Annotated in this window: 21 protein-coding genes; 10 read left to right on the top strand and 11 right to left on the bottom strand. The window is 67.3% G+C overall.

The window, feature by feature from the left end; genetic code table 11:
• A complete protein-coding gene (gene kynA, locus E6C48_RS04375) occupies positions 1-840 on the top strand; it encodes a tryptophan 2,3-dioxygenase (RefSeq protein ID WP_136354418.1) in 840 nt (279 codons plus the stop codon).
• Between the two features lie 240 nt (positions 841-1,080).
• Here kynA and kynU read toward each other — a convergent pair whose 3' ends face one another.
• From kynU to E6C48_RS04355, 4 genes are all read right to left on the bottom strand, one after another.
• On the bottom strand, positions 1,081-2,328 hold the full coding sequence (gene kynU, locus E6C48_RS04370; RefSeq protein WP_136354416.1) for a kynureninase: 1,248 nt from the start codon (positions 2,326-2,328) through the stop codon (positions 1,081-1,083).
• 13 nt (positions 2,329-2,341) lie between these two features.
• Entirely contained in the window at positions 2,342-3,265 is a 924-nt protein-coding gene (locus E6C48_RS04365; RefSeq protein WP_136354414.1) for an ABC transporter permease, read from the bottom strand.
• 6 nt (positions 3,266-3,271) lie between these two features.
• The gene (locus E6C48_RS04360) at positions 3,272-4,051 is read right to left on the bottom strand and encodes an ABC transporter ATP-binding protein (protein ID WP_136354412.1); all 780 of its coding nucleotides are present in this window, start codon (positions 4,049-4,051) and stop codon (positions 3,272-3,274) included.
• 66 nt (positions 4,052-4,117) lie between these two features.
• A complete protein-coding gene (locus tag E6C48_RS04355; protein WP_136354410.1) occupies positions 4,118-5,104 on the bottom strand; it encodes an ABC transporter substrate-binding protein in 987 nt (328 codons plus the stop codon).
• Between the two features lie 152 nt (positions 5,105-5,256).
• On the opposite strand from E6C48_RS04355, the gene E6C48_RS04350 reads away from it, so the two are divergent.
• Both E6C48_RS04350 and E6C48_RS04345 read left to right on the top strand, forming a co-directional pair.
• Positions 5,257-6,018, top strand: coding sequence for a GntR family transcriptional regulator (locus E6C48_RS04350; RefSeq protein ID WP_136354408.1), 762 nt, complete (start codon positions 5,257-5,259; stop codon positions 6,016-6,018).
• Positions 6,015-6,980: a threonine ammonia-lyase gene (locus E6C48_RS04345; RefSeq protein WP_230978666.1), complete on the top strand. Its 966-nt coding sequence runs from the start codon at positions 6,015-6,017 to the stop codon at positions 6,978-6,980. The genes E6C48_RS04350 and E6C48_RS04345 overlap by 4 nt, the downstream gene beginning before the upstream one ends.
• 57 nt (positions 6,981-7,037) lie before the next feature.
• Here E6C48_RS04345 and E6C48_RS04340 read toward each other — a convergent pair whose 3' ends face one another.
• The 3 genes from E6C48_RS04340 to trpS all read right to left on the bottom strand — a co-directional run bounded on the left by E6C48_RS04340 (position 7,038) and on the right by trpS (position 9,405).
• Positions 7,038-7,607, bottom strand: coding sequence for a NifU family protein (locus E6C48_RS04340; RefSeq protein ID WP_136354406.1), 570 nt, complete (start codon positions 7,605-7,607; stop codon positions 7,038-7,040).
• Positions 7,608-7,728: 121 nt separating this feature from the next.
• Positions 7,729-8,220, bottom strand: a complete 492-nt coding sequence (locus tag E6C48_RS04335; protein ID WP_136354404.1) for a universal stress protein — start codon at positions 8,218-8,220, stop codon at positions 7,729-7,731.
• Positions 8,221-8,325: 105 nt separating this feature from the next.
• A complete protein-coding gene (gene trpS, locus E6C48_RS04330; RefSeq protein ID WP_136354402.1) occupies positions 8,326-9,405 on the bottom strand; it encodes a tryptophan--tRNA ligase in 1,080 nt (359 codons plus the stop codon).
• Between the two features lie 145 nt (positions 9,406-9,550).
• Here trpS and E6C48_RS04325 point away from each other — a divergent pair, with 145 nt between their 5' ends.
• On the top strand, positions 9,551-10,009 hold the full coding sequence (locus tag E6C48_RS04325) for a lysozyme inhibitor LprI family protein (protein WP_230978665.1): 459 nt from the start codon (positions 9,551-9,553) through the stop codon (positions 10,007-10,009).
• Positions 10,010-10,011: 2 nt separating this feature from the next.
• Positions 10,012-10,398 (top strand): hypothetical protein, encoded by a 387-nt coding sequence (locus tag E6C48_RS04320; RefSeq protein WP_407940946.1) that lies wholly within the window; start codon positions 10,012-10,014, stop codon positions 10,396-10,398.
• Positions 10,399-10,455: 57 nt separating this feature from the next.
• Here E6C48_RS04320 and murJ read toward each other — a convergent pair whose 3' ends face one another.
• Positions 10,456-12,054, bottom strand: coding sequence for a murein biosynthesis integral membrane protein MurJ (gene murJ / locus E6C48_RS04315; protein WP_136354400.1), 1,599 nt, complete (start codon positions 12,052-12,054; stop codon positions 10,456-10,458).
• A 241-nt stretch (positions 12,055-12,295) separates the two neighbouring features.
• Complete coding sequence (locus E6C48_RS04310) at positions 12,296-15,091, bottom strand: [protein-PII] uridylyltransferase (protein ID WP_136354398.1); 2,796 nt, start codon at positions 15,089-15,091, stop codon at positions 12,296-12,298.
• A 423-nt stretch (positions 15,092-15,514) separates the two neighbouring features.
• Between E6C48_RS04310 and E6C48_RS04305 the strand changes: the two genes are divergently transcribed.
• The 4 genes from E6C48_RS04305 (at position 15,515) to E6C48_RS04290 (ending at position 20,154) form a co-directional block, all read left to right on the top strand.
• Positions 15,515-18,106: a heavy metal translocating P-type ATPase gene (locus tag E6C48_RS04305; RefSeq protein WP_136354396.1), complete on the top strand. Its 2,592-nt coding sequence runs from the start codon at positions 15,515-15,517 to the stop codon at positions 18,104-18,106.
• Between the two features lie 37 nt (positions 18,107-18,143).
• Entirely contained in the window at positions 18,144-18,536 is a 393-nt protein-coding gene (gene copM, locus E6C48_RS04300; RefSeq protein WP_136354393.1) for a CopM family metallochaperone, read from the top strand.
• Positions 18,537-18,825: 289 nt separating this feature from the next.
• Positions 18,826-19,665 (top strand): aldo/keto reductase, encoded by an 840-nt coding sequence (locus tag E6C48_RS04295; protein WP_136354391.1) that lies wholly within the window; start codon positions 18,826-18,828, stop codon positions 19,663-19,665.
• Between the two features lie 102 nt (positions 19,666-19,767).
• A complete protein-coding gene (locus E6C48_RS04290) occupies positions 19,768-20,154 on the top strand; it encodes a tautomerase family protein (protein ID WP_136354389.1) in 387 nt (128 codons plus the stop codon).
• A gap of 24 nt (positions 20,155-20,178) precedes the next feature.
• On the opposite strand, the gene E6C48_RS04285 is transcribed toward E6C48_RS04290, so the two are convergent.
• Positions 20,179-20,871: a DUF899 family protein gene (locus tag E6C48_RS04285; protein ID WP_136354387.1), complete on the bottom strand. Its 693-nt coding sequence runs from the start codon at positions 20,869-20,871 to the stop codon at positions 20,179-20,181.
• Positions 20,872-21,047: 176 nt separating this feature from the next.
• On the opposite strand from E6C48_RS04285, the gene blh reads away from it, so the two are divergent.
• Positions 21,048-22,343, top strand: a complete 1,296-nt coding sequence (gene blh, locus E6C48_RS04280; protein WP_136354385.1) for a bifunctional sulfur transferase/dioxygenase Blh — start codon at positions 21,048-21,050, stop codon at positions 22,341-22,343.
• 221 nt (positions 22,344-22,564) lie between these two features.
• On the opposite strand, the gene mutS is transcribed toward blh, so the two are convergent.
• The gene (gene mutS, locus E6C48_RS04275; RefSeq protein WP_136354992.1) at positions 22,565-25,261 is read right to left on the bottom strand and encodes a DNA mismatch repair protein MutS; all 2,697 of its coding nucleotides are present in this window, start codon (positions 25,259-25,261) and stop codon (positions 22,565-22,567) included.
• Positions 25,262-25,280 lie beyond the last annotated feature (19 nt).

The raw sequence follows: 25,280 nt of genomic DNA, 5'->3' as shown, positions 1-25,280 counted from the left end.
ATGAGCGGCAAGCCCTACGATCCTTCCACGGAAGGGGCGCAGATGTCGTTCAAGGACCGCATGTCCTACAGCGACTATCTCGGCCTCGAAAAGGTGCTCACCGCGCAGGCGCCGCTGTCGAGCGCCCACGACGAGATGCTGTTCATCATCCAGCACCAGACCTCGGAGCTGTGGATGAAGCTGGCGCTGCACGAGATCAGGGCGGCGATCGCCTCGATCCGCGCCGACAGGCCGGAACCCAGCTTCAAGATGCTGACGCGCGTGGCGCGCATCTTCGAGCAGCTCAACAACGCCTGGGACGTGCTGCGCACGATGACGCCCAGCGAGTACACCGAGTTCCGCGGCGCGCTCGGCCAGTCCTCCGGCTTCCAGTCCTGGCAATACCGCGCCATCGAATTCCTGGCCGGCAACCGCAACCTCGCCATGCTCGGCCCGCACCGGCACCGGCCGGACCTGATGGAGAAGCTGGAAGCTATCCTTGCACAGCCATCGCTCTACGACGAGGCGATCCTGCTGCTCGGCCGCAGCGGCTTCGACATCGGCGCCGACGCCAACCGCTCCGACTGGCGCGAGACGCGGGCCGAGAGCGAGGAAGTGCTTTCAGCCTGGCAGAAAGTCTACAGCGACCCGCAGCGCTACTGGACGCTCTACGAGCTGGCCGAGAAGCTGGTCGATTTCGAGGACTATTTCCGCCGCTGGCGCTTCAACCACGTCACCACGGTGGAGCGCATCATCGGCCTCAAGCGCGGCACCGGCGGCACCGGCGGCGTCTCCTATCTCCGGAAGATGCTGGAGGTGGTGCTGTTTCCCGAACTGTGGAACGTGCGCACGCGGTTGTGAGGGTTGGGGCTGCTCGCTCCTCTCCGAAAGACAGGGGCGCATTACCCCCTCTCCGTCTCGGCTTCGCCGAGCCACCTCTCCCCCCGTTCCGGAGGGAGAGGATGGGAGCCAAGCTGGACACCTATCCTCTCCCCCTCACGAAGTGGGGGAGAGGTGGCTCGGCGAAGCCGAGACGGAGAGGGGGACGACGACGCAAGAGAAGTACGGTGCGTTACGCGATTATCATTTCCGAAGATGGGATCACGTCACGGCCGCCCGCACCGCGAAGCGCGGGTCCTTCCAGGCGCCGGTGGCGAGCACATTCGCCAGCACGTCCACCGCCTTCCAGACGTCGGCGTAGCCGATATAGAGCGGCGTGAAGCCGAAGCGCAGGGTGGACGGGGCGCGGAAGTCGCCGATGACGCCGCGCGCGATCAGCGCCTGCATGATGGCGTAGGCATTGTCCTGCGTGAACGAGACCTGGCTGCCGCGCTTCGACCCGTCGCGCGGGCTTTCCAGCGCCAGCCCGTGGCCGGCGCAGCGCGCCTCCACCAGCTCGATGAACAGATCGGCCAGCGCGATGCTCTTTTTGCGCAGCGCCTGCATGTCGACCTCGTCCCAGACGTCGAGCGCGCCTTTGAGCGCCCTGAGTGACAGCATCCCTTGCGTGCCGCACTGGAAACGGCGGATGCCGGCGTCGGCGTCGTAGCCCTGCTCGAAGGCGAAGGGCCGCGCATGGCCCCACCAGCCGGAAAGCGGCTGGTGGGCCTCGGCCTGGTGGCGCTTCGCCACATAGATGAAGGCCGGCGCGCCCGGTCCGCCGTTGAGGTACTTGTAGGTACAGCCGACGGCGAAATCGGCGCCGCACGCATCGAGCTCGACCGGCAGGGCGCCGGCGGAATGGCACAGGTCCCACACCACCAGCGCGCCGGCGTCGTGCGCGCGCTTGGTGAGCGCCGCCATGTCGCGCAGTTCGCCCGACTTGTAGTTGACGTGGTTGATCAGCACCACGGCGACCGTGTCGTCGATCAGGTCTTCTATCGCCGGCGCGTCGACGCCTTCCAGTTTGAGCCGAGCGCCCGGCCGCGTGGCGGCGACGCCCTCGGCCATGTAGAGGTCGGTCGGGAAGGAGCCGCCCTCGGCGACGATGGCGTTGCGGCCGGGGCGCAGGCCCATCGCCGCATGCAGCGCCTTGTAGATGTTGATCGAAGTGGTGTCGGTCACCACCGTCTGGCCGGCGGCGCCGCCGATCAGGCGGCCGATGCGGTGGCCCAGCTCCAACGGCATGTCGAACCAGCCGGCGGTGTTCCAGCTGCGGATCAGGCCCTCGCCCCATTCCTGCCGCGCCGCGATATCGACCTCGGCAAACACCGTCGGCGAAGCAGCCCCCAGCGAATTGCCGTCGAGATAGATGACGCCTTGCGGCAGCACGAAGCGGTCGCGCATGGCGCGCAGAGGGTCGGCGGCGTCCATGGCCTCGGCGGCGGCGAGATCGACGGATCGGGTCATTGCGGTTTCTCTTCTATTCGCGGATGGTTTCGCGCTCGGGCAGCGGGCCGCGGCTGCGGCCGAGCGTGGGAGCCGCCAGCATGATGAGCACGAACAGGCCGGTGGCGAGCTTGAGGTCGGGCGGCGGCATACCTGCGGCAAGGCAGACCGACACGAGCTGGTAATAGACCACCGCGCCGACGAAGGGGGCGGCGAGCTGGCGCAGCACCGTCTGCTTGCCGACGATCGCCTCGCCGATCATCAGCGCGGCAAGGCCGTTGATGAGGATGCCGAGGCCCATGTTGACGTCGGCGAAGCCCTGGCTCTGGACCATCAGCGCGCCGCTGGTGGCGGAAAAGGCGCTGGCGAGGCCGATGCCGCCGATGGTGGCGGCCCAGACGTTGATGCCTTGCGCCTCGGCCATGTCGGGATTGGCGCCGACGGCGCGGATGGCCGTGCCTTTCTCCGTCTTGAAATAGAAATTGAGGACGAGGAAGACGACCAGCGCGATCAGGCCCGCGATGACGATTTTCGACGCCGGGAAGCCCGGCCGCATGAACGGCGCCCAGTCGAACACGGTCGGCTGGCCGAACACCGACAGGTTCGACTTGCCCATGATCCTCAGGTTGACCGAATAGAGCATGGTCAGCATCAGGATACCGGCGAGCAGGGTGTGGATGCGGAAGCGCAGATGGATGATGGCCGTGCAGCAGCCGGCGGCGAAACCGGCGACGAGCGCGGCCGCGATCGCCGTCAGCGGCCCGGCGCCGGCTGCCAGCAGCACGCCGCAGACGCAGCCGCCGAGCGGAAAGGCGCCCTCGCTGGTCAGGTCCGGGAAGTTCAGCGTCCTGAACGGGATCATGATGCCCAGCACCACGAAGGACAGGATCAGGCTCTGCGCCAAGGTGACGGGGATGAGCGAGATGAAGCTCTCGACGGTCGTCTGGATGAAATCCATGGGTCTCTAGCTCGCAAGCAGCATGCGGTCGGTCTTGACGGCGAAATGACCGATGAGGTCGGCGACGGTGACGTCGGCCTTCTCCTGCCCGGAAATTTCGAGGCGCACCTTGCCGGCGTCGAGCATGACGACGCTGTGGCCGAAATCGACGGCGTGCTGCATGTTGTGGGTCACCATCAGCGTGGTCAGCTTCAGCGCGTCCACCGCGCGCACCGTCGCCTGCATGACGATGTCGGCGGTGCGCGGATCGAGCGCCGCCGTATGCTCGTCGAGCAGCAGGAGGTCCGGCTTGCCGCCGACGGCCATGATCAGCGACAGCGACTGGCGCTGGCCGCCCGAAAGCAGGTCGACGCGGGTGTTGAGGCGGTTTTCCAGTCCCAGCCCGAGCAGCGCCAGCCGTTCCTTGTAGTCGGCCAGACGCTTGACGTTGAGACCCTGGCGAAGGGTGCGCTTCGTCGCCCTCAGCTCCGCCAGAAGCATGTTCTCGGCCACCGTCATGGAGGCGGCGGTGCCCTTCATCGGGTCCTGGAAGACGCGCGCCAATCTTACCGCACGCTTGTAGACAGGCAGGCCGGAGACGTCGTCGCCGTTGATGACGATGCTGCCGGAATCGAGCACCAGCGCGCCGGAAATGGCGTTGAGCATGCTCGACTTGCCGGCGCCGTTCGAGCCGATGACGACGGCGAACTCGCCGGTGGCGAGCTTCAGGTCAAGCCCGTCGAGCGCCACCTTCTCGTCCGGCTGGCCGCGGTGGAAGACCTTGCGCGCCGATCTGATCTCAAGCATCCGCCCCTCCCAGAACGGTGGCGGCGGCGCCGGGAGCGCCGCCGCGATTGATGTGAAGGACCGAAGTCAGTCGACGATGCAGCCGCAATCGGCCAGCGAAGCCGGGATCTCGATGCCGAAATCGGCCATCGCCTTCTTCGAGATGGTCGGCGCGTGGTCCTCGTAGGCGGGACGCGACGGCGGGATCTCCTTGGGGTCCTTGCCCTTGAGGATCTCGACGGCGATCTTGCCGGCATTGATGCCGACCTGGGTGTAGTTGACCGCGAAGGACGCCGGCACGATGTCCTTGCGCACGGCGCCGTCGTCGGAATTGACGATGGGGATGCCGGCCTGGCGGGCGGCGGCCGAGACGGCGGCGATGGCCGGCTGCAACAGGTTCGAGGCGGGCGTGTAGATGACGTCGGCCTTGCCGGCCAGCGAGGCGATGCGCTGCTGGATGTCGTTGACGTTGTCGACGCCGACCTCGACCACCTCGAAGCCCGCCGCCGGCGCCACTTCCTTGATCTTGGCGACCAGCGCCACGTCGTTGGCCTCGCCCGGATTGAAGGGCACGCCGAAACGCTTGGCGTTGGGCAAAAGCTTCTTGGTGAAGGCCATGACGGCGGCCATGTCCTGCAGGTCGGTGGCGCCGGTCATGCCTTCGTCACCCGCTTCCCACGAGGGAACGAGCTTGGCCGCGACCGGATCGGTCACCGCCGCGAAGACGATCGGAATGCCGGAGCCGGCCAGCGCCTTCTTGGCGATCTGCGAGACCGGGGTGGTGATGGTGTACATCAGCTTCGGGTTCTCGGCCTGCAGCTTGGCGATCATCTGCGGCACCAGCGAAGCATCGAAATTGGTGTGGCTCTCGCTGTAGACGACGTCCTTGCCCTCGGCATAGCCGCTGTCGGTCAGCGCCTGCTTGAAGCCGGCGATGGCGGCGTTGAGCTGCGGATGCTCGCCGAAATTGGCGATGCCGATCTTGATCGGGTCGGCGGCGGCGGTGGCGAGGCTTGCGGCGAACGCGCCAGCCACGATCAGGCCCGACAACAGGCCCGTCTTGAACTTCTTCATGAACTCCTCCCATCGTCCACGCCGCCATTGCCATGGCAGCTTGCCCGCAACATGAGCAGGTTCCGGCGGCTGCGTCAACATTATATATATTTCTTGCCGATAGCGCCCATGATATATAATCCTTCGTCGGTCTGGGGGCAGCGGAGACTGCGATGGACGACCGCAAGGAACGCGCGACGAAGACGGAGACGGCCTATCGGCTGCTGCGACGCGACATCCTCACGGCGCGGCTGATGCCGGGCGCCGCGCTCAAGCTCGCCATGCTGGGAGAGGCCTACGGCGTCGGCTGGACGCCGTTGCGCGAGGCGCTGTCCAGGCTGGAGGCCGAGCGCCTCGTCACCGCCGTTTCCAATCGCGGCTTCGCCGTCGCGCCTGTCTCGCGCCATGAGCTGGAGAACCTCTCCCGCGCGCGCCTGGTGGTCGAGGTGCCGCTGCTGATGGAATCGGTGGAAAAGGGCGGCAGCGACTGGGAGGAAGCGGTGGTGACGACGCACTACCGGCTGTCGCGCTGCAAGACGGCGCTGGAGGACCCCTCCGACGCGGCGATCGACGCCTGGGACGAATGCCACGAAGCCTTCCATGCCGCGCTCATCGGCGCCGCCGACGCCGGTTGGCTGATGCGCTTCCGCGCGACCATCTCGGACCAGTTGCGACGCCACCATCGCGCGCTCAGCCTGACGCCGGCCGTGCGCGCCGCCGCCGCGGGCCACAAAGGCGGCTCGGAGGACGCCATGGCGGCGCTCAGGGAAGCCCAGTCCATCGGCTCGCACACGGCGCTGATGCAGGCCGCGCTCGACCGCGACCTGGAGCGGACGAAGGCGCTGATGATCGACCACATCGGCTTTACGCTCAACGTCTACACGCGCACGGCGGAAGGCGGGCTGGAGCTTATGACCATGCCGGCCGCCGAGTGACCCGCCGCCCGACGCTCGCCGAAGTCGAGGCCGCGCGCGAGCGGCTTATGCCCCATATCGTGCGCTCACCGCTGGTCAGGCTCGACCTCGGCCTGCCGGATCGCGCGATTTTCCTCAAGCTGGAGACGCTGCAGCCGATCGGCGCCTTCAAGATCAGGCCGGCGCTGAATGCGCTGCTGTCGCGCGACCGCGCGACACTTGCCGCCGGCGTCGCCGTGGCGAGCTCCGGCAACATGGCCTACGGCATGGCCGCGGCGGCGCGCCTGCTCGGCGTGCCGATGGCCGCTTATATGTATTCCGGCGCGCCGAAGACGAAGATCGAGGGCGTGCAGCGGCTGGGCGGCGCGGTGCGCTTCATCTCGATGGAGACATGGTGGCAATACATCGTCGAGGCCGAACGTCCGGACGCGCCCGAACTTCTGATCAATCCCGTCACCGACCAGGCGGTGCTTGCCGGCAACGGCACGATCGGGCTGGAGATCGTCGAGGACCTGCCGGACGTCGACGTCGTCGTGACGCCCTACGGCGGCGGCTCGCTGACCACCGGCGTCGCCAGCGCCGTCAAGGCGCTGAGGCCGCAGGCGACGGTGCTGGCGGCGGAGGACGAGAACGCCGCACCGGCGACGGCGGCATTGGCCGCAGGGGGAAAGATCGTCGAGATCGAGACGCGGCCGTCCTTCGTCAAGAGCATCGGCGGACCGTCGCTGGTGCCGCAGCTCTGGCCGGTGGCGCGAACGCTGATCGACGGCGCGGCTGCCGTCGGCCTGGAGCAGATCACCGCCGCGATGCGGATGCTGTTCTCCAAGGCGAAGGTGGTGGCCGAAGGCGCGGGGGCGGCCTCACTGGCAGTCGCCCTCGCCGACGAGCGGGCACGAGGAAACGTCGTGTGCGTGATTTCCGGCGGTAACATCGACGCCGACGCCTATGCGACCGTTCTGGCCGGCGGCATTCCGGAGCCGTGACTGACCAGGCGGGCATTATGCCCGCGCGACGATCCTATCGATGTGGCGAAAGCGGCCTTAAGCGACCTGCTCGACGTGCTCGACTTCCGGCACGAAATGCCTCAGCAGGTTCTGGATGCCGTGCTTCAACGTCGCCGTGGACGACGGGCAGCCGGCGCAGGCGCCCTTCATGTGCAGGAAAACGGTGCCCTTCTCATAGCCGCGGAAGGTGATGTCGCCGCCGTCCTGGGCGACGGCGGGCCTGACGCGGGTGTCGAGCAGTTCCTTGATGGTGACGACGATCTCCTCGTCTTCCTTATCGTAGAACTCCTCGCCATGCTCCTCGTGGTGAGAGGAGCCGGAATCGGCCATCACCGGCTGGCCGGACATGAAATGCTCCATGATGGCGCCGAGGATGGCGGGCTTGAGGTGCTGCCAGTCAGGACCGTCCTTGGTGACGGTGATGAAATCGTAGCCGAAGAAGACGCCGGTGACGCCGGGGATGGAGAACAGGCGCGCGGCCAACGGCGAAGCATCCGACGCGGTCGCCGCATCGCGGAAATCGGCGGTGCCGTCGCGCAGGACCTCCTTGCCGGGCAGGAACTTCAGCGTCGCCGGATTGGGGGTCGATTCGGTCTGGATGAACATCGCCGTCTCCACGCCCGCTCAGGGCGATACAGTTTGGAATAATTCTAAATAGACCCGATCGGGCGCCGGTTCAAGCGAAACAAGCGACCCTGTCGAGGCGCATATAGGTGCCGGCGCGGGCTCAGGCCAGATTGTCGAGGTCTTCGTCGGACAGATTCTGCGGCACGACGGTGACGGGGATGGGGAAGGCCGCGCCCTTGCCGGCGACGGAGGTGACCAGCGGCCCCGGCCCCTCCTTGCCGGCGCCGGCGGCGAGCACCAGGATGGCGATGTCCTGGTCCTCCTCGATCAGCTTGTGGATTTCCTCCACCGCCTTGCCCTCGCGCACCACCAGTTCCGGCTCGATGCCGAGCGTCGAACGGATCTTGGCCGCCTGGGTGTCGAGCGCCGCGCGCGCCGTGGCGGTCGCCTCCTCGCGCATGATCTTTTCCACGCCCAGCCAATGCTGGAAGTCGTCCGGCTCGATGACGTAGAGCAGGACGAGTACGCCGCCGGTGTTCTGAGCCCGTCTCGAGGCATAGGCGGCGGCGCGCTCGCCTTCCGGCGTCGCATCGACGATCGAAAGGAACTTGCGCCGGTGCCCGGCTTGGCGGCTGAGGCGTTTGGAGACCATGCTATCCGTGAAAAGTGGTGTGGAGGCCCGACAATCTGCCACCCGCGCCGGTCGGCGGCAAGCGGGTGGCTGTCAGGATATTTCCCGGCATGAGCGCCTGAACGGTCAGTCCTGCACCAGGCCGATGATGTCGCGTACCGTCTTCATCGTCTCCTCGGCCAGCGCGCCGGCGCGCTCGCCGCCGTCCTTCAGCACGGCGTCGACATAGGCGGTGTCGGCCATGATGCGGCGCATCTCGGATGCCACCGGGGCGAGCTTTTCCACCGCAAGGTCGGCCAGAGCCGGCTTGAAGGCGGAAAACTGCTGGCCGCCGAACGCCTTCAGGACGTCTTCCTTGGAGATGTCGGCAAGCCCGGCATAGATGCCGACGAGGTTCTTCGCCTCGGGCCGGCTTTCCAGCCCGGCCAGTTCGCCGGGCAGCGCGTCGGGATCGGTCTTGGCCTTCTTGATCTTCTTCGAGATCACGTCGGCATCGTCGGTCAGGTTGATGCGCGACAGGTCCGACGGGTCCGACTTCGACATCTTCTTGGAACCGTCGCGCAGGCTCATGATGCGCGCCGCCGGCCCGCCGATCACCGGCTCGGTGAGCGGGAAGAAGCCGTTGACCGTCTCGTCGCCGACCTGCATCTCGACGCCGACGTCGAGGTCGGCGATGCGGCCGGAGAAGTCGTTGTTGAATTTTTGCGCAATGTCGCGGGTCAGCTCCAGGTGCTGCTTCTGGTCCTCGCCGACCGGCACATGGGTGGCGCGGTAGACGAGGATGTCGGCAGCCATCAGGCTCGGATAGGCGAGCAGGCCGAGCGAGGCGTTCTCGCGGTCCTTGCCGGCCTTGTCCTTGAACTGCGTCATGCGGTTCATCCAGCCGATGCGCGCCACGCAGTTGAAGATCCAGGCAAGCTCGGCGTGCTGCTTCACCCGGCTCTGGTTGAAGACGATGTGCTTCTTCGGGTCTATGCCGGAAGCGAGGAAGGCGGCGGTGATCTGGCGCGTCTGGTCAGCGAGGTCGTCATAGACCATCTGCGCCGTCAGCGAATGCAGGTCGACGACGCAATAGATGCAGTCGTACTCCTCCTGCAGGGCGACGAACTTGCGGATGGCGCCGAGATAGTTGCCGAGATGGAGGTTGCCGGTGGGCTGGACGCCCGAGAAGACGAGTTGCCGGAACGGCGAAGTCTGATCGGTCATTTTCAAGTTTCCTTGGCTTGTGGAGGGCCGTTTCGCACGCGGCGAAATTTCGGACGCGCGGGCTTATGAACCAAGTCGCGGGGTCAGGCAAGGGTTTCGGCGTCGCCGTCCGCCCGGGCAAGCTTCGCTGAAAGAAAAACAGCGCGTGCAGAAAACCTTTTGCTTACCATGCGGCATGGCAAGGCTTGCCGCCCGAATGGGTGCGTGCTTTCCTCCGGTTGCTTTTTTATTGATGGATGCAACCATGCGTTTAATGACTGCCTTGGCAATCACACTTTCGTTCACCGCGACGGCTGTCCTGGCCGATCCGGGGTCCGACCTCAAGAAAGCCGACCAGGCGCTGAATCAGACCTTCAAGAAAATCCAGAAGCGGCTCGACGACGACGCCGGCGGCAAGGCGCGGCTCGTGAAAGCGCAACGGGCATGGATCGCGTTCCGCGATGCCGAATGCACATTCCAGTCCAGCGGAGACGACGGCGGGTCGGCTGCGCCCATGGTTGCCGCCGGCTGTCGGGCAGACCTGACCAACGACCGCACGAAACAGTTGAAAGCATACCTGAACTGCCAGGAAGGCGATCTCGCTTGCCCGGTTCCTTCGGAATGACCATGAGCAGCAAGATGCCGAATTTCAGAATGAGATATGTGCTGCTCGCCCTGGTGCCGCTGGCCGTCGCCGGCTGCGTCAGCGCCGAAGACCAGCGTGCGATGGATCAGGAAAAGTGTGCGTCCTTCGGCTACCGGCCAGGGACCGACAGCTTCGCCGACTGCATGATGAAACAGAGCGTGCAGCGCGACGACGACGAACGGCGTTTCGAGGATCGCATGGAACGGCGGGACCGCGAGCGCAGGGAGGCGCGCCGCAGACAGGACGACGTGATCGATACCCGGCCGAGCTACGACAGGGACGGCAATCCGAATTTCGACACCCAGGGCAACTACCAGGGATGCCGTGGCATAGGGTGCGAGGTCGACAACCCCGACGATGACAACTGAAGGCTGGCGGCCGACAGACGACGCCCGCTTGGGGAGCGGAAAACTCCGGACGCCGGCTCACGGGTCCGGAGATGGATTCGTAACCTGAGCCTTGCCGCCCCGCCGCATGTTGCGGCGGATCATGCCGATATCGGCGCCGCCGGTGGCGAAAGCGAGCGCGAAATAGAGCACGGCACCGGCACCCGACAGCAGCGCCAGCGTCGCCGCCTTGGTGACGAGGCGGGCCGAGGACGACAATTCCGCCGCCAGCCAGCCTTGCGCATACCAGAGCGCCGCGCCCATCAGCGCCGCCGAGAGCACGAGGCGCGGGATGCGCTTCATCAGCGCCGCTTCCCTGCCCCAATGGCCGCGCCGCACCAGCACGAACAAAAGCATGCCGGCATTGAGCCAGCCGGCGACGGCGGAGGCCACCGCAATGCCCGGCGCGCCCATGGACGGGAAAAGCGCCAGTGCCGTCGCCACGTTCACCGCCACTGAGACGGCGGCGAAGACCATCGGCGTCTTGGTGTCCTCGCGGGCGAAATAGCCGGGCGTGAAGGCCTTTATCAACACGAAGGCCGGCAGGCCGAGGCCGAAGATGGCGAGGATCGCCGCCACCGTCGGTGTCGAATTGTTGGCGGCGAAGGCACCGCGCTCATAGAGCACGCGCACGATCGGCTCGGCCATGACCAGAAGGGCGGCCGCCGCCGGCAGGGTCAGGAACAGGGTGAACTCGACCGAACGGTTCTGCAGGTTGGCCGCCTCGACCTCGTTGCCGGATTTCAGCGCCCGCGACAGTTCCGGCAACAGCACGATGGCCACCGCAATGCCGACGACGCCGAGCGGCAGCTGGTAGACGCGGTCGGCCAGCGCCAGCGAGGAAACCGCGCTGGCTTGCGTGGAGGCGATGGCCGTGCCGATCAGCGTGTTGATCTGGGTGATGCCGCCGGTGACCGCCGCCGGCAGGGCGAGCAGCAATAATCGCTTGACGCCCGGTGTTAGCCGCGGCCGGCGAAAACCGATGGAAATGCCGGCATGGCGCGCCGCGACCCAGACGATGGCAAGCTGCACGACGCCCGCCGCCATGACACCCCAGGCCATCCAGTGGCCGACGGCCAGCCCGTCGGCGCCGCTGCGCCAGGCCCAGTAGAGCACGCCGATCAGGATGACATTGAGGAACACCGGCGCGATCGCTGCGGCGAAATAGCGGCGCAGCGAGTTCAGCATGCCGGCCATCATCGAGGCCAGCGACATGCACACCAGATAGGGGAACATGACGGTGGCGAGCGCAACGGTCAGGTTGTATTTTTCCGGATCGCCGGTGAAACCGGGCGCGATGATGGTGCTGACGAGGAACGGCATCGCCAGTTCCATGGCGATGGTGAGCACGATCAACGCCGAGAACAGCACGCCGAACACTTCCTCGGAAAAGCGCTTGGCGCCGTCCATGCCGCCGGCCTCGATCTCCTTGGCGAAGAGCGGCACGAACGCGGTGTTGAACGCACCCTCGGCGAACAAGCGGCGGAAGGTGTTGGGGAACTGGAAGGCGGCGTAGAAGGCGTCCGCCACCGGCCCGGTGCCAAGGGCGGCCGCCATCAGCATCTCGCGCGTGAAGCCGAGCACGCGGCTCATCAGCGTGCCGGACGCGACGGTTGCGAATTTTTTTATGAGGCTCATGACCCCCTCCCCCTTGAGGGGAGGGTGGCCCGCGCAGCGGGTCGGGAGGGGTCGCTGGTCGTAGAGCACACCATTTTTTTACCCCGAGCGCTGCCTCCGCCGACCCCCTCTGTCGCCTTTGGCGACATCTCCCCCTCAAGGGGGGAGAGGAACGGCACAACTAGCCCTTCGCTACGGCTCAGGGCATTCGTCGCTCGAAAAGCCCATTCAGGGGCTTTTCGTTCGCTTCGCGAACCGCTCCTCATTCCGCCGCCGCCTTCGCCCTGGCCATCGCAGGTTTGCCCTCCAGCGTGGCGATGAGCCGCTGGCGGATGGATTTCTCGCGCGCGGCGCCCTCGATCTTCTGGCCGGTCAGGTCGGTCACGTAGAAGGTGTCGATGACCTTCTCGCCGAAGGTGGTGATGTGGGCGGAGGCGATGTCGAGCGACAGGTCGGACAGCGTGCCGGTGATCTCCGACAAGAGGCCGGGCCGGTCCAGCCCTTCCACCTCGACGACGGAGAAGCGGTTCGACAGCGCGTTGCGGATCGCCGCGCGCGGCGGGATGCGGAACACCTTCTGGCCGCGCTTCGGCCTCGTGCGCTTCTCGATCATCTCCGGCAGGAAAGCCTTGCCCGACAGCATGTCCTCGATCAGCTTGCCGACGCGCATGGCGCGGCGGTGCTCGTCCTCGTCGTGCTCGAATTCGCGGTTGATCAGGATGGTGTCCAGCGCCCTGCCGTCCGAAGTGGTGAAGATCTGCGCGTCGACGATGTTGCCGCCGGCCGCCGCGCAGGCGCCGGCGATGACGGACAAGAGGCGCGGATGGTCCTGCGCCAGCACGGTGATCTCGGTGACGGCCTCGAACTGGTGCGTCTTGACCATGGTGGCGAGCTTCCGGCCGGCAGCGTCCGCCTCTCGGATGAATTCGGCATGGCGCAGCTGGTCGGCCAGATCGACGGTGAGCAGGTAGTTCTCGTAGTGCAGCCTGACGATGCGACGGCGCTCCGCTTCCGGCCACGCGGCCAGCGCCCCGGCGAGGTTTTCGCGCGCGGCGACGGCGCGTTCGGCGCGCGACAGTTCGGAGAAGCCGCCGGTAAGCAGCAGCTCCGTCTCGTAGTAGAGGTTGCGCAGGAGCTGGCCCTTCCAGCCGTTCCAGACGCCCGGCCCGACGCCGCGGATATCGCAGACGGTCAGGATGAGCAGCAGCTTCAGCCGCTCCACCGACTGCACGACGTCGGCGAAATCGGTGATGGTCTTGCGGTCGTTCAGGTCGCGCGTCTGTGCCGTCATCGACATGAGAAGGTGGTTTTCCACCAGCCAGGCCACCGTTTCGGTGTCGGCAGCCGACAGGCCCATATGCGGGCAGATGCGCCGCGCGATCTTCGCGCCGGCCGTCGAATGGTCCTCCGGCCTGCCCTTGGCGATATCGTGCAGGAGGACCGCGACGTAGAGCGCCTCGCGGCGCTTCTTCAGGCCGGGCATGAGCGAATGCGACAGCGGATGGATATCTTGCGAATCGCCGTGCTCGATCTCGGCCAGCACGCCGATGCAGCGGATCAGGTGCTCGTCCACCGTGTAGTGGTGGTACATGTTGAACTGCATCATGGCGACGATCTTGCCGAAATCGGGGATCAGCCGGCCGAGCAGGCCGGCTTCGTTCATGCGCCTGAGGTTCAGTTCGGGGTTGCGGTCGGAGGTCAGGACGTCGAGGAACAGCCGGTTGGCTTCCGGGTCGCGGCGCAGCGTCCTGTCGACGAGGCCGAGCGAGCGGGTGAGCAGCTTCAGGGCGTCGGGATGGTATTCCAGCCCGTGCTTGTCGGCGAACCAGAACAGCCTCAGCATGTTGACCGGATCGCGCCGGAAGACCTCCTCGTCGGCGATGTTGATGCGCTCGTTGTCGACGATGAAGTCGGACGTGCCGGCGAGCTTACGCTTGCGGCGCGAGAAGCCGGCGATCAGGCGGTTGAAGCCCGGCACATGCTTGGCCTGCTCTTCCTCGAGCGCGGCGCAGAAGATGCGGGTCAAATCGCCGACGTCCTTGGCGATGAGGAAATAGTGCTTCATGAAACGCTCGACCGCCGACAGGCCGGGGTGGCTGGTGTAGCCCAGCCGTTCGGCGATCTCGCGCTGGATGTCGAAATGCAGGCGCTCCTCCGCCTTGCCGGTGAGGAAATGCATGTGGCAGCGCACTGCCCACAGGAAGTCGTCGGCCTTGACGAATTCGCGGTATTCGGCGCCGGTGAAGACGCCCTTCTCCACCAGCTCGGCGCCGGTCGGCACGCGATAGAAATACTTGCCGATCCAATAGAGCGTCTGCAGGTCGCGCAGGCCGCCCTTGCCGTCCTTGACGTTGGGCTCGACCACGTAACGGCTCTCGCCGCCCTTGGCGTGGCGGGCGTCGCGCTCGGCGAGCTTGGCCTGGACGTATTCCGGCCCGGTGACGCGCACCACCTCGTGGTCGAAGCGCCGCACCATCTCGTCGTAGAGCGGCTCCTCGCCCCACAGGAAGCGCGCTTCCAGAAGTGCTGTGGAGATGGTGATGTCGCCGCGCGCCAGCCTCAGGCATTCGTCGATGTTGCGGGTGGCGTGGCCGACCTTCAGCCCCATGTCCCACAGCATGTAGAGCATGTATTCGACGACCTGCTCGCCCCACGGCGTCTGCTTGTAGGGCAGCAGGAACAACAGGTCGATATCGGAGCCCGGCGCCAGCGTGCCGCGGCCATAGCCGCCGACGGCGACGATGGCCATGCGCTCGGCCGCCGAAGGGTTGCGGGTGCGATAGACGTGGGTGACGGCGAAATCGTAGAGGGCGCGCACGATCTCGTCCATGACATGCGACAGCCGCGCCGCGCAGGCGATGCCGCCGCCGTCCTCCATCAGCATCAGCTCGGCGGTGCGGCGCCCGGCGGCACGATACTGTTTCAGGAGGCTCAAAACGGCGGCGCGCACCGCCGACGAAGAACCGTCGCCCTGCGTCTCGGCCGTCAGCGCGGTCAGGTCGCAGCGCAAGGCCTCGCCGTCGATCAGTTCCTCGAGCCTGAGGGGAAGTTTCGCCATATACCGGCCGGGTTCGTTTCGTCCGGCGCGGTGTATAAACTGTTTCGGCGGCGCTGGGTATGGGCGTTCGGCGGGCGATTGCAGGCGGGTGCCTCTCTGCTCACAAGGCCGTGCCGCCGTATAGGGCGCTACCCCGCTCCGTCGCCGCTTCGCGGCGCCACCTCCCCCCAATAGGGGGAGGAACTGCTGCTGCGATGCCGGCACTTTTCCAGCTTGGGTTCCTCGCCCCTCTGGGGAGAGGTGGCGCGCGAAGCGCGACGGAGAGGGGCATGCGCCATAGGCGGCCGACTCTTACCGGAGAGTTGATGCGAGGACGGCTGAGCGATCGGTGAAAAAAGTCCGCCGCCTTCAAAAATCACCCCTTGACCTTCCAGTGACTGGAAGCCCTATCTCCGGTGAAATCGAGAAATCCGGACGACTGACATGACGCATTCGCATAAGCACGACCACGGGCACAACCATGCTCACGGGCACGACCACGAACATACGCACGGCCATGACCACAGCCACTCGCACGGCGACGGCGGCTGCTGCGGCAGCCATGCAAAGGCGGACGGCGATTCGTGCTGTTCGGCCCCCGCCGCCGAGGCGCCCGCCGTCGTCCGCGATCCCGTCTGCGGCATGACGGTCGATCCGGCTTCGGCCAAGCCGACCACCGAGCACGACGGCCGTACCTTCCATTTCTGCAGCCAGGGCTGCCGGACCAAGTTCGAGGCGGCGCCGCAGGATTATCTCACGGCAACCGACCCTGTCTGCGGCATGAAGGTGGACCGCGCCACGGCCCGGCATTTCCTCAAGCACGAGGGGCAGAAGCACTATTTCTGCTCCGAAGGCTGCATGAAGAAATTCGAGGCCGATCCGGAAAAATACCGCGACGGCCGCCCAGCCCCGGTGCCCGCGCCGAAGGGGACGAAATACACCTGCCCGATGCACCCGGAAATCGTCCGCGACGGCCCCGGCGACTGCCCGATCTGCGGCATGGCGCTGGAGCCGATGGGCGTGCCGACCGGCGAGGAAGGGCCGAATCCCGAACTGATCGACTTCACCCGCCGTTTCTGGGTGAGTGCCGCACTGTCGATCCCGCTTCTGGTCGTCGCCATGGGGCCGATGCTGGGCCTGCCCGTGCGTGACTGGATCGGCGAGCCGCTGGCCGGCTGGCTGGAACTGATGCTGGCGACGCCGGTGGTGTTGTGGGCAGCCCTTCCCTTCTTCCGCCGCGGCTGGGCGTCCGTCGTCAACCGCAGCCCCAACATGTGGACGCTGATCTCGCTCGGCGTCGGCGCGGCTTACCTTTACAGCGTCGTCGCCATCCTGTTCCCCGACCTCTTCCCGCACGAGATGCGCGGCCATAGCGGCGCCGTGCCGGTCTATTTCGAGGCTTCCGCCGTCATCGTCGCGCTGGTCTTCCTCGGCCAGGTGCTGGAACTGAAGGCGCGCGAGAAGACCGGCTCGGCCATCCGCGCCCTGCTCGACCTGGCGCCGAAGACGGCGCGGCGCATCGCCGCCGACGGCTCCGAGACCGACGTGCCGCTGGACGAGGTGAAGACCGGCGACCGGCTGCGCGTGCGCCCCGGCGAGGCCGTGCCGGTGGACGGCAGCGTGCTGGAAGGCCGCTCGTCCGTCGACGAATCGATGATCACCGGCGAGCCGGTGCCGGTGGAGAAGGTGCCGGGCGAGGCACTCACCGGCGGCACGCTGAACCGCAACGGCACGCTGGTGATGCAGGCCGAGCGCGTCGGCGCGGAGACGACGCTGTCGCGCATCGTCGAACTGGTCGCCACCGCGCAGCGCAGCCGCGCGCCGATCCAGGGGCTGGCCGACCGCGTCTCCTTCTACTTCGTGCCGGCGGTGGTGCTGGTGGCGCTGGCCGCCTTCACCGTCTGGCTGCTGGCCGGCTACGGGCTGACCTTCGCCATCGTCTCGGCCGTCTCGGTGCTGATCATCGCCTGTCCCTGTGCGCTGGGCCTGGCGACGCCGATGTCGGTGATGATCGCCACCGGGCGCGGCGCGCATGCCGGCGTGCTGGTGCGCGATGCGGCCGCCCTCGAACGGCTCGCCGCCGTCACCACGCTGGTGGTCGACAAGACCGGCACGCTGACCGAGGGCAAGCCGAAGCTGACCGAGGTGGTCGCCGACGGCATCGCCGAGGACGAGTTGCTGGCGCTCGCCGCCGGGCTGGAGAAAGGCTCCGAGCATCCGCTGGCGGAGGCAATCGTGCAGGGTGCCGAGGCGCGCGGCCTGACCGTCGCGGCCGCCTCCGATTTCGAGGCCGTCACCGGCAAGGGCGTCACCGGCACCGTCTCCGGCCGCAAGGTCGCGCTCGGCAATGCGGCACTCATGGCCGACCTCGGCATCGATGCCGGCAACCTCAAGCAGAAGGCCGAGGCGCTGCAGGCCGACGGCAGGACGGCGATGTTCGTCGCCGTCGACGGCCGTGCGGCCGGGCTGGTGGCGGTCGCCGATCCGATCAAGGAGAGTGCCGCCGGCGCGATCGAAGCGCTGAAGGCGCTCGAGATCGACGTCGTCATGGCCACCGGCGACAATCAGCTGACGGCCAAGGCGATCGCCGGCAAGCTCGGCATCGCGCAGGTGCGCGCCGGCCTGCTGCCGGAGCAGAAGGCGGCGCTGATCGATGAACTGCGCAAGCGCGGCGGTATCGTCGCCATGGCCGGCGACGGCGTCAACGACGCGCCGGCGCTGGCCGCGGCGGACGTCGGCATCGCCATGGGCAGCGGCGCGGACGTCGCCGTGGAAAGCGCCGGCATCACGCTGGTCAAGGGCGACCTCGCCGGCATCGTCAGGGCGCGGCGGCTGGCCGAAGGCGCGCTGAGCAACATCAAGCAGAACCTCGGCTTCGCCTTCCTCTACAACGTGCTCGGCGTGCCGGTGGCGGCCGGCGTGCTCTATCCGCTCACCGGCACGCTGCTGTCGCCGATGCTGGCGGCGGCGGCCATGAGCCTGTCGTCGGTGTCGGTGATCGCCAACGCGCTGCGCCTGCGCGCGCTGAAACTGTGATCCTCCCCCCAAGAAGAAGCAGAAAAGGAAAGACACCATGACCAGGACGAAGAAGATCGTGCTCGCCGCCACGGCGGCCGGCATGCTGCTCGCCACGTTCATCGAAACCGTGCCGGCCGAGGAGAGCCACAGCGGCCACGACATGGGCACCATGTCGATGCAGGCGGACAGCCCCTCGACCGAAGCCTACAAGGCGGCGATGGACAAGATGCACGCAGACATGATGGCGATGGCCTACACCGGCGACGCCGACGCCGATTTCGTGCGCGGCATGATCCCGCACCACCAGGGCGCCATCGACATGGCCAGGATCGTGCTGGAGCACGGCAAGGACCCGGAGATCCGCAAGCTGGCCGAGGCCGTCATCAAGGCGCAGGAAGCCGAGATCAGGCAGATGCAGGACTGGCTAAAGGCGCATGGAGAAAAATGAGAGGATATCAGCTTCCGTACGGCGCAGTACCCCCACCCCTAACCCCTCCCCGCAAGGGGGAGGGGGACTTTGCGACGGCGCTCCCACAGTCGACTGACGTTGCCGACTTTGAGTGAACCGGCGGTGTCGGCGTCTCCCTCCCCCTTGCGGGGAGGGGACAGGGGTGGGGGTGCACGACGGTCAGAATCGGGCGGAAGCCGATGACCTCCCAGTAGTTCCCAAGACACTGGCCCAAATCTCCCCGTGCGGTATCTTTGCTCCTGACCCGCCTCAGTCTCGGAGCCCGCCGATGCCGATGAAGACCACCACACTGCCCAGTGGCGAAGCCGTGCCGACGCTCGGCCTCGGCACATGGCGCATGGGCGAGGACAAAAGCCGCTTTTCCGATGAGGTGGCGGCGCTGCGGCTCGGCCTCGACCTTGGCGTGACGCTGATCGACACGGCCGAGATGTACGGTTCCGGCGGCTCCGAGCGCGTCGTGGGCGAGGCCGTCGCGGGCCGGCGCGACGCGGTCTTCATCGTTTCCAAGGTGCTGCCGTCCAACGCCTCGCGGCGCGGCACGGTCGCCGCCTGCGAGCGCAGTCTCAAGAACCTCTCCACAGACCGCATCGACCTCTATCTGCTGCACTGGATGGGTTCAGTACCGCTATCCGAAACTGTCGAGGCGCTGGAAGCGCTGAAGCGCGACGGCAAGATCCGTCACTGGGGCGTGTCGAACCTCGACGCCGACGAGATGGAAGACCTTGCCGGCCTGCCGGCCGGCAACCGGTGCCAGACCGACCAGGTGCTCTACAACCTCTCCCGCCGCGGCCCGGAATTCGACCTCCTGCCCTGGTGTCGGCAGCGCTCCATGCCAGTCATGGCCTATTCGCCGGTCGAACAGGGCAGGCTCGCCCGCAACGCCCGGCTGGACGCCGTCGCCGCCCGCCACGGCGCGAGCGCCGCCCAGATCGCGCTCGCTTGGGTGCTGGCGCAGGACGGCATCATCGCCATCCCCAAGGCGGTGCAGCCCGAGCATGTACGCCAGAACGTGGCGGCGCTGGACATCGCGCTTTCGGCCGACGATCTCGCCGACCTCGACCGCGCCTTTCCTCCGCCGGGACGCAAAAGCCCGCTGGAGATGATCTGAACCCTGCGCGTCTGGCTCGACCGGCTCCGCTGTCTGGCTTCATCAACTTCGGCGTTCCCGCGCCCATCTGCCGGTGACTCAACAAGAGCGAAAGGATCCGTCATGCCCATGGTGCGCATTTCCCTCCCCGCCGGCAAGGATGCCGGCTTCGCCAAAGGCGTTTCCGACGCCGTGCAGGACGCCATGGTGGCGACCATCGACGTGCCGGCGGCCGACCGCTTCCACGTCATTGCCGACTATCCGGCCGGGCGGCTGGTCATCGACCCGACCTATCTCGGTATCGAGCGGGGCGCCGGCGCGCTGATCATCGAGATCACCATGCGCGGCGGGCGGACGGTCGAGAAGAAGAAGGCGCTCTACCGCGCCATCGCCGACAACCTCCATGCCCGGTTCGGCGTGCGCAGGCAGGACGTGATGATCGTGCTCACCGAGAACGAACTGATCGACTGGTCGTTCGGCAACGGCGAAGCGCAATATGTAAAGGACTAGCCTTTCGCCGCCGCCGGCACGGCCTCAGTAATCCACCTTCGGATACCAGTGCGGGTCGCGTCCCGCGGGCGTCGTGTCGAGCACGTTCCACAGCGGCGTGAAGTCAGGTGCGCCGCGCGGGTCCTGTCCCGGATCGGCGGTCTCGCCGCCCATCTCGCCCGACCAGAAATGCCGGATCGTGCCGTCGCGCCGGGTGAAGACGTGATAGCCCGGCATGTCGCCTTCGGCGGTCCAGCTGCCGAAATCGCGGCCGAATTCCTCGGTCGTGTCGCTGTAGAGCGGCAGGTTCTTCCAGCCGCGCTCCTTTGCAAAGGCGTAGAGCCGCTCGACCGGCGAGCGCGCCACCACGGCCAGCGCCACGCGTTGCCGGATATCGGCGGCATTGGCGGCCAGCGCGCCGACCAGCGCCGTGCACATCGGGCAAGGCCGCGCCCGCTCCGGTCCGAACATGTAGGTGTAGATCACCAGCGTGTCGTGGTCGCCGAACAGGTCGGCGAAATGCGCGGGGCCGTTCTCGCCCTCGAACACATAGTCCTTCTCGATCTCGGCGCCCGGCGGCAGCATCCGCCGCTGCTCGGCGACGCGCTCGATATGGCGGCGCAGGTCGATCTCCTCGGCCAGCAGCGCGGTGCGCGCCCTGCGGTATTCGGCGCTTTCGCCGGCGATGCGATAGGCGTTGCGCTCGGCCAGTTCCTTGGCGGAAGCAAGAGACTGCATGACGGTCCTCCTGTGGTTACGGATAACCTAGGACGCAGGGCCGGCACGAAAACCGACACAGCCGAGATTTTTCGTCCTCGCAGTCCGTCCGCCACTTCAAACTGGCCGGCGCACCGCGATGGGCTATGATGGCCGTCGTGAATCCATATGAGCGAATCCATGCGAGGGGGAAGGCTATGAGCGAGGTGAAGATCACGGACCGGCTGACGGTCGCCGGCCAGCCGGACCCGCAGGCGTTTCGCGACATCGCCGCCAGGGGTTTTTCCACCCTCGTCAACCTGCGCCCGGACGGCGAGGAACCCGGCCAGCCGGGCAACGCGACAGAGCGGACGGCGGCGGCGGGCGCGCGCATGGCCTACGGCTTCGTGCCGGTCACCGGGCCGACCATCGGCAGGGCCGACGTCGAGGCTTTCCGCGGCCTGATGCAGCGCTCGGACGGGCCGGTCTATGCCCATTGCAAGGGCGGCACGCGGGCGCTGACGCTCTATGCGCTGGCCGAGGTGCTGGACGGACGCATGAAGGCCGAGGAGGTCGAGGCCTTCGGCAAGGCGCACGGCTTCGACCTATCGGGCGCGGCGCGCTGGCTGGCGCGCGAGGCGAAACGTGTGCCGGAGGTGACCGGCTTCTACGATCCGCGCACCTTCTCCATCCAGTATGTGGTGACGGACCCGGCGACCAAGCGCTGCGCGCTCATCGACCCCGTCCTCGATTTCGACGAAAAATCCGGCGCCATCGCCACGACCAGCGCCGACGCGCTGCTCGCCCATGTCGAGAAGGAAGGGCTGACGGTCGAGTGGATCCTCGACACGCATCCCCATGCCGACCATTTCTCCGCCGCGCACTATCTCAAAGGCAGGACCGGCGCGCCAACCGCCATCGGCGCCAACATCACCGCCGTGCAGGCGCTGTGGAAGGACATCTACAACTGGCCGGAATTGAAGACGGACGGCTCGTACTGGGACCGGCTGTTTGCCGCCGGCGACACCTTCCACATCGGTTCGCTGGAAGGCCGGGTGCTGTTCTCGCCCGGCCACACGCTGGCCTCGATCACCTATGTCGTGGGCGACGCCGCCTTCGTGCACGACACCATCTTCATGCCGGATTCCGGCACCGCGCGGGCGGATTTCCCCGGTGGCAGCGCCAGGGCGCTGTGGGGCTCGATCCAGGCAATCCTGGCGCTGCCGGACGAGACGCGGCTGTTCACCGGGCACGACTACCAACCGGGTGGGCGGGCGCCGAAATGGGAAAGCACGGTCGGCGAACAGAAGCGCGCCAACACCCACCTCGCCGGCAAGGACGAGCAGGCATTTGTCGCGTTGCGCGAGACGCGCGACAAAACCCTGCCGATGCCGAAGCTGATCCTGCACGCGCTGCAGGTGAACATACGCGGCGGCCGCCTGCCGGAACCGGAAGCCAACGGCAAGCGCTACCTGAAATTCCCGCTCGGGGCGTTTCCGGGGGCGGTGTGGTAGGACCCTTTTCAACCGTCGACGCCGCCCCTCACCTGGCTGCCGCCATCCTCTTCCCGTAAACGGGGAGAGGCACGCTGTCGCCGCTGCCTTCGCCAATCGCCATCGGTGCAGAATTGGCGCGGCGGTGCGGCTAGTCTTCCTCGCCCCGTTTACGGGGAGAGGATGCCGGCAGGCAGGTGAGGGGCGGCGCCGACAGTCGAAACCTGGCCTTGGCTCGCGCCCTACTCCCCCGCCATTCCCTTCAGCCTGTACAGCGCCTCCAGCGCCTCGCGCGGGGTCATTTCGTCGGGGTGCAGGGCGGCGAGCGCTTCGCCCAGTCTATCGGCCTTCTGCGGCGCGGCGGGCCTTGGCGCCTCGCGCTTCACCGCGACGGAAAACAGCGGCAGGTCGTCGACCAGCCGGTCGGTCTTGCCGGCCACCTCGCCTTCCTCAAGCTGGCGCAGCACCTCCTTCGCCCGCGCCACCACGGCCTCGGGCAGGCCGGCCAGACGCGCCACCTGCACGCCGTAGCTGCGGTCCGCCGCGCCCTTGCCGACCTCGTGCAGGAAGACGACGTCGCCCTCCCATTCCTTCACCCGCATGGTGACGTTGTGGAGGCGGCCGAGCTTGTTGCTGAGCGCCGTCATCTCGTGGAAATGGGTGGCGAAGATCGCCCGGCAGCGATTGATTGTGTGAAGATACTCAACCGCCGCCCAGGCGATGGACAGGCCGTCGAAGGTGGCGGTGCCGCGGCCGATCTCGTCGAGGATCACCAGCGCGCGCTCGCCGGCCTGGTTGAGGATCGCCGCCGTCTCCACCATCTCGACCATGAAGGTGGAGCGGCCGCGCGCCAGGTCGTCGGAGGCGCCGACGCGGGAGAACAGCCGGTCGACCACGCCGATATGCGCGCGCGCGGCGGGGACGAAGGAACCCATCTGGGCGAGGATGGCGATCAGCGCATTCTGGCGCAGGAAGGTCGACTTGCCGCCCATGTTCGGCCCGGTCAGCAGCCAGATGGCGCCGGCCTCCCTGTCGCCTTCGGGCGACAGGTCGCAGTCGTTGGCGACGAACGGCCCCTCACCGGAGCGGCGCAGCGCCTGCTCAACCACCGGATGACGACCGCCCTCCACCGCGAAGGCGAGGGACGAATCCACCTGCGGCCGGCACCAGTCCTCGCTTTCGGAGAGCAAAGCAAGCGCGGCCGAGACGTCGAGCACGGCCAGTGCTTCGGCGCCGGCGCGGATTTTTTCGGCCTCGGCGACTGCTTCGCGCAGCAGCGTCTCGAACACGGCGAGTTCGATGGAAAGCGCCCGGTCGGCGGCGTTGGCGATCTTCGTTTCCAGCCCGGCGAGTTCGGTGGTGGTGAAGCGCATGGCGCTCGCCATCGTCTGGCGGTGGATGAAGCGCGCCTTCGCCTCGTCCGAACCGGTCAGCGCGGCGGCGTGGTTGGCCGTCACCTCGATGTAGAAGCCCAGCACGTTGTTGTGCCGGATCTTCAGCGAGCGGATGCCGGTCTCTTCGATCAGGTCGCGCTCCATGGCGGCGATGACTTTTCGCGATTCCGACGCCAGCGCCCGCATCTCGTCCAGTTCGGCGTCGTAGCCGGCGCGGACGAAGCCACCGTCGCGCTTCAGCAGCGGCAATTCGTCGGCCAGAGCCCGGCCGAAATGCGCGGCGAGCGCTGCGGGAAGCGCTGCGATCGCGGCAAGGGCCGCGCCGAGCTCGGCCGGCGGCGGCGTGGCGGCGAAGGTCTCGGCGATGGCGCGGGCGGCCTCGAAACCGGCCTGCAAAGCGCCGAGATCGCGCGGGCCGCCGCGGTTCAGCGCCAGCCTGGACAGCGCGCGCGGCATGTCGGCGACGCCCTTCAGCGCCAGCCGCACCGCCTGGCAAAGGCGCGGCTCGCTGCGGAAGAAGGAGACCGAGTCCAGCCGCTCCGCGATCCTGTCGGGGCTCGTCAGCGGCGCCGTCAGCCGGTCGGCCAGCAGGCGGGCGCCGCCGCCGGTGACGGTGCGGTCGATCGCCTTGAACAGCGAGCCGTCGCGCGAGCCCGACAGCGTGCGCAGGATTTCCAGGTTGGCGCGCGTCGCCGGATCGATGAACAGCGTCGAGCCGTTCTCCTCGCGTTCGGGCCGCGCGAGTTCGGGCCGCTCGGCCTTCTGTGTCTTCTCGACATAGGCGATGGCCGCCGCGATCGCCGACAGTTCGGCGCGCGAGAAGGCGCCGAAGGCATCCGGCGTCGCCACCGCATAGAAGCGGGCGATGCGCGCCGGCGCCGAGGCCGAATCGAACAGCGTCGCCGGCTGCGGTTCGGCGATGCGGCCGATCCCGTCGAAGACGGGTTTCAGCTCGGGATCGTGGAAAACCGGCTCGGCGACGATCAACTCGCGCGGATCGACGCGGGCGATGTCGGCCAGCAGCCGTCCGGCATCGGTCTCGGCGACGCGGAAGGCGCCGGTGGAAATGTCGATCCAGGCAAGCGCATAGGCGTCCGGCGTGCCCTTCACCCGCCCGAGTGCCATCAGGAAATTCGATTCGGCGGCGTTGAGCAGCTTGTCCTCAGTGATGGTGCCGGGCGTCACCAGCCTGATCACGTCGCGCCGCACGACCGACTTGGAGCCGCGCTTCTTCGCCTCCGCCGGATCCTCGATCTGTTCGCAGACGGCGACGCGGAAACCCAGCGCGATGAGCTTCTGCAGGTAGTCGTCGGCGGCATGCACCGGCACGCCGCACATCGGGATGTCGGCGCCCTGGTGCTTGCCGCGCTTGGTCAGAACGATGCCGAGGGCGGCGCTCGCCTTCTCCGCGTCGTCGAAGAACAGCTCGTAGAAATCGCCCATGCGGTAGAACAGCAGCGAACCGGGGTTCGCCGTCTTGATCTCGATATACTGTTCCATCATGGGCGTGACGGCGGCAGCCGGCATCGGCGCGCCGCCGCCCATGGCGGCTGGCGTACTCCCT

It is taken from the genome of Ollibium composti (assembly GCF_004801285.1).
Classification (GTDB): Bacteria; Pseudomonadota; Alphaproteobacteria; order Rhizobiales; family Rhizobiaceae; genus Mesorhizobium; species Mesorhizobium composti.
Note: the sequence above shows the minus strand (reverse complement) of the source record. Positions and strands in the feature narration are given on the sequence as shown.

Excerpts from the sequence above, each read along its gene's own strand:
- blh (WP_136354385.1), top strand. The coding sequence starts at position 21,048 with ATGAGCGAGGTGAAGATCACGGACCGGCTGACGGTCGCCGGCCAGCCG.
- kynU (WP_136354416.1), bottom strand. The coding sequence starts at position 2,328 with ATGACCCGATCCGTCGATCTCGCCGCCGCCGAGGCCATGGACGCCGCC.
- murJ (WP_136354400.1), bottom strand. The coding sequence starts at position 12,054 with ATGAGCCTCATAAAAAAATTCGCAACCGTCGCGTCCGGCACGCTGATG.
- E6C48_RS04320 (WP_407940946.1), top strand. The coding sequence starts at position 10,012 with ATGAGCAGCAAGATGCCGAATTTCAGAATGAGATATGTGCTGCTCGCC.
- E6C48_RS04355 (WP_136354410.1), bottom strand. The coding sequence starts at position 5,104 with ATGAAGAAGTTCAAGACGGGCCTGTTGTCGGGCCTGATCGTGGCTGGC.
- E6C48_RS04310 (WP_136354398.1), bottom strand. The coding sequence starts at position 15,091 with ATGGCGAAACTTCCCCTCAGGCTCGAGGAACTGATCGACGGCGAGGCC.
- E6C48_RS04335 (WP_136354404.1), bottom strand. The coding sequence starts at position 8,220 with ATGGTCTCCAAACGCCTCAGCCGCCAAGCCGGGCACCGGCGCAAGTTC.
- E6C48_RS04285 (WP_136354387.1), bottom strand. The coding sequence starts at position 20,871 with ATGCAGTCTCTTGCTTCCGCCAAGGAACTGGCCGAGCGCAACGCCTAT.
- E6C48_RS04290 (WP_136354389.1), top strand. The coding sequence starts at position 19,768 with ATGCCCATGGTGCGCATTTCCCTCCCCGCCGGCAAGGATGCCGGCTTC.
- E6C48_RS04340 (WP_136354406.1), bottom strand. The coding sequence starts at position 7,607 with ATGTTCATCCAGACCGAATCGACCCCCAATCCGGCGACGCTGAAGTTC.
- E6C48_RS04365 (WP_136354414.1), bottom strand. The coding sequence starts at position 3,265 with ATGGATTTCATCCAGACGACCGTCGAGAGCTTCATCTCGCTCATCCCC.
- E6C48_RS04295 (WP_136354391.1), top strand. The coding sequence starts at position 18,826 with ATGCCGATGAAGACCACCACACTGCCCAGTGGCGAAGCCGTGCCGACG.
- trpS (WP_136354402.1), bottom strand. The coding sequence starts at position 9,405 with ATGACCGATCAGACTTCGCCGTTCCGGCAACTCGTCTTCTCGGGCGTC.
- kynA (WP_136354418.1), top strand. The coding sequence starts at position 1 with ATGAGCGGCAAGCCCTACGATCCTTCCACGGAAGGGGCGCAGATGTCG.
- E6C48_RS04305 (WP_136354396.1), top strand. The coding sequence starts at position 15,515 with ATGACGCATTCGCATAAGCACGACCACGGGCACAACCATGCTCACGGG.
- E6C48_RS04350 (WP_136354408.1), top strand. The coding sequence starts at position 5,257 with ATGGACGACCGCAAGGAACGCGCGACGAAGACGGAGACGGCCTATCGG.
- copM (WP_136354393.1), top strand. The coding sequence starts at position 18,144 with ATGACCAGGACGAAGAAGATCGTGCTCGCCGCCACGGCGGCCGGCATG.
- mutS (WP_136354992.1), bottom strand. The coding sequence starts at position 25,261 with ATGGGCGGCGGCGCGCCGATGCCGGCTGCCGCCGTCACGCCCATGATG.
- E6C48_RS04360 (WP_136354412.1), bottom strand. The coding sequence starts at position 4,051 with ATGCTTGAGATCAGATCGGCGCGCAAGGTCTTCCACCGCGGCCAGCCG.